The sequence below is a fragment of the Falsiroseomonas sp. genome, assembly GCF_030695085.1.
Taxonomy (GTDB): Bacteria; Pseudomonadota; Alphaproteobacteria; order Acetobacterales; family Acetobacteraceae; genus Falsiroseomonas.
In genome coordinates, this window is the sequence record NZ_JAUYTS010000174.1 from 1 (window position 1) to 1,334 (window position 1,334).

At 73.3% G+C, this 1,334-nt stretch carries 2 protein-coding genes and 1 pseudogene; 2 read left to right on the plus strand and 1 reads right to left on the minus strand.

Annotated elements, in window-relative coordinates; translation table 11 throughout:
* A pseudogene (locus Q8S40_RS19120) lies at positions 1 to 162 on the plus strand (mechanosensitive ion channel family protein); the annotation flags it as partial.
* Here the strand turns inward: Q8S40_RS19120 and Q8S40_RS19125 are convergent.
* A complete protein-coding gene (locus Q8S40_RS19125; RefSeq protein ID WP_305671676.1) occupies positions 125 to 607 on the minus strand; it encodes a surface-adhesin E family protein in 483 nt (160 codons plus the stop codon). The pseudogene Q8S40_RS19120 and the gene Q8S40_RS19125 sit on opposite strands and share 38 nt — an antisense overlap.
* Before the next feature lie 59 nt (positions 608 to 666).
* Between Q8S40_RS19125 and Q8S40_RS19130 the strand changes: the two genes are divergently transcribed.
* Positions 667 to 1,334, plus strand: a 668-nt coding sequence (locus Q8S40_RS19130) for a WecB/TagA/CpsF family glycosyltransferase (protein ID WP_305671677.1), incomplete at its 3' end; no start/stop codon positions are given.

Here is a 1,334-nt window from a genome sequence, read left to right on the forward strand (position 1 = left end):
GCCAGCGCCCGCAACGCCGGGACCGCCTTCGACCTGCGCTGTGAGATCCGCGAGAAGATGCTGGCCTTCATGCGTGACCACTGCCCCGAGGCCCTGCCACGGGAACGGTTCGCCGCCGACCGGGTCAGTCCGCCCGACCTAGCGCCGCCCGGCCGATCCTGACGGCATCCGCCAGATTGTCGGCGTCCGCCTCGCCCGCCGAGGCCGGGTCGCAGGCCACGGCCAGCAGTCCCGCGGCGTCGCTGCCGGGGGCGACAGCGGCGGGCGGGGCGTTGTCGGGCGTGGCCGGGCCCTCGGCCCCGCCCTCGCGCACCGAGGCGAAATCCAGCCGATCGGCGGTGCGCGCGGCGCAGTCGAAGGCCCACCACGACCAGCCGCCCCAGTAGCGCTGTCCACCGGCCTCGAAATCGGCCCCGGTCACCTGCAGCGACCGCATCCGCACCTGATCGCCGTCGCGCGAGAGGGTCGACAGATCCGCGAGGATGGCGAACCGGCCGACGCCGGTCAGGACCAGCCGCGGTCCGTCGGACGGCCCGGCCGGCTGGGCGCAGGCCGGCGCGGCCATCAGGACAGCGGCGAGAACGGCGGTCAGGAGGGCGCTTTTCATGCCCCATCGTAACGGGGCGTTGACCGCGTGGCGACTAGGCTGTCGCCATGGCGCGCTTCATGACGCTCGATTTCGCCGACGGCGACCGGCCGCAGACGCTGGCCCGCGTGCAGGACATGGCGCGCGGGGCCTATGGCTATGTCGTGACCCCCAATGTCGATCATGTGGTCAAGCTGATGGACGGCCGCGTCGCCCGCGAGGTCTATGAGGGCGCCACGCTGAAGGTCTGCGACAGCCGCATCCTCAGCCATCTGGCCCGGCTGCGCGGCGTGGCCCTGCCGGTCTATCCGGGCTCGGATCTGACCGCCGACCTGCTGGCCTCGCCCGCCGCCGAGGGCCTGACCATCGCCGTCTTCGGCCCCGACCGCGCCGCCTTTGACGATCTGGCCGCCCGCTATCCGCGCCAGACCCTGAGCTGGATCGGGGCCCCCATGCTGACGCCTGGGACGCCCGGCTGGACCGCCGCCGTTCAGGCCGCCGCCGACGCCGAATGGGATGTGCTGCTGGCCTGCGTCTCCTTCCCCAAACAGGAGCTGTTCGCCCACGCCCTGCGCGCCGCCGGCCGCCACACCGGCGTGACCCTGTGCGTCGGCGCCTCGGTCGACTTCCTCACCGGCCGCCAGCAGCGCGCCCCGCGCATCTTCCAGACGCTGTCTCTGGAATGGCTCCACCGCCTGCTGAGCCAGCCCCGCCGCATGTTCCGCCGCTACGTCATCGAGGGCCCGGC

Coding starts and splice junctions, on each gene's coding strand:
- Q8S40_RS19125 (WP_305671676.1), bottom strand. CDS start 607: ATGAAAAGCGCCCTCCTGACCGCCGTTCTCGCCGCTGTCCTGATGGCC.